The organism is Streptomyces sp. NPDC050508 (assembly GCF_040655155.1).
Taxonomy (GTDB): Bacteria; Actinomycetota; Actinomycetes; order Streptomycetales; family Streptomycetaceae; genus Streptomyces.
Genome location: NZ_JBFAJJ010000047.1, coordinates 1 through 1349 on the forward strand (window position 1 = coordinate 1; position 1349 = coordinate 1349).

General features: G+C 68.7%; 1 protein-coding gene. It reads left to right on the top strand.

The features are described 5' to 3' along the window. Positions 1 to 72 precede the first annotated feature (72 nt). Positions 73 to 1310, top strand: a protein-coding gene (locus tag AB0I69_RS48735; RefSeq protein WP_363102317.1) for an IS3 family transposase whose coding sequence is annotated in 2 segments (ribosomal slippage) — positions 73 to 396 and positions 399 to 1310 — 1236 coding nt in all. Because the reading frame shifts where the segments join, the coding sequence is not laid out codon by codon here. The last annotated feature ends 39 nt before the right edge of the window (positions 1311 to 1349 follow it).

Genomic DNA, 1349 nt, shown 5'->3' on the forward strand with positions numbered 1-1349 from the left:
GGGGCCTCCCCCTGAGTGGTGGACACGCTGATACTGGATCTGCTTGATCCGGAGGAAGCGAGAAGACCGCCGATGGCGATGAAGGACTACTCGGACGAGTTCAAGGCCGATGCCGTGGCCCTGTACGAGTCCACGCCCGGGGCGACCTACAAGAGCATCGCCGCCGACCTGGGCGTCAACCGGGCGACTTTGCGTGAGTGGGTGCTGCGGGACCGTGAACGCCGTGGCGTCACCGCCGCGGCTGCGAAGCCGGCCGCCCAGCCCCGGGAGGCGGTGCCGTCCGCTGATCCGGACGAGCGGGTCCGGCAGCTGGAGGCGAGGGTGGCCGAGCTCGAGGCGAATGAGCGCAAGCTCGCCACCGAGCGGGACATCCTCCGCAAGGCGGCCAAGTATTTCGCCGGAGAGACGAACTGGTGATCAGCCGCTTCCAGTTCGTTGACGACCACCGGGACACCTACGAGGTGAAGCGGCTCTGCCAGGTCCTGGACGTGAACCGGTCCAGCTACTACAAGTGGCTCGCGGGCGCCGAGGCCCGTGCCGCCCGGCAGCACCAGGACCGGGTCCTGGCCGAGGAGATCCGCGAGGTCCACAGCGAGTCCGGCGGCGCCTACGGCTCCCCGCGCGTGACCGCCGAACTCCGCGGGAAAGGGCGGCTGGTCAACGAAAAACGGGTCGCCCGGATCATGCGGACGTTCTCCATCACCGGCATCCGCCTGCGCAGACGCGTGCGCACCACGATCCCGGACCCGGCAGTCTCACCGGTTGCGGACCTGTTCCAGCGGGACTTCACCGCCACCGAACCCGGCCTGAAATACATGGGCGACATCACGTATCTCCCGCTCGCAGGCGGGGAGTTCCTCTATCTCGCGACCGTGCTGGACTGCTTCAGCCGCAAGGTCGTCGGCTGGTCCATCGCCGACCACATGCGCACCGACCTGGTCGCCGACGCGCTGCGGATGGCAGCCTCGACCCGCGGCAGTCTGGAGGGCGCCGTGTTCCACTCCGACCACGGGGCCCAGTACGGATCCCGGGCCTTCGCCGGCCTCTGCAACCAGCTCGGGATCACCCGGTCGATGGGCGCGGTCGGCACCAGCGCCGACAACGCGGCCTGCGAAAGCTTCCACGCTTCGCTGAAACGCGAGACCCTCCAGGGCGCCCACGACTACGGTGACGCCGCCACCTGCCGCAGGACCGTCTTCGCCTGGCTGACCCGCTACAACACCCGCCGCCGGCACTCCGCCAACGGCCACCTCAGCCCCAACGAATACGAACGCCGACACCACACCGCTAAACTCACGCTCGCCGCGTGATCAATAACCGCGTGCCCACCTTCACGGGGGAAGGCCCGT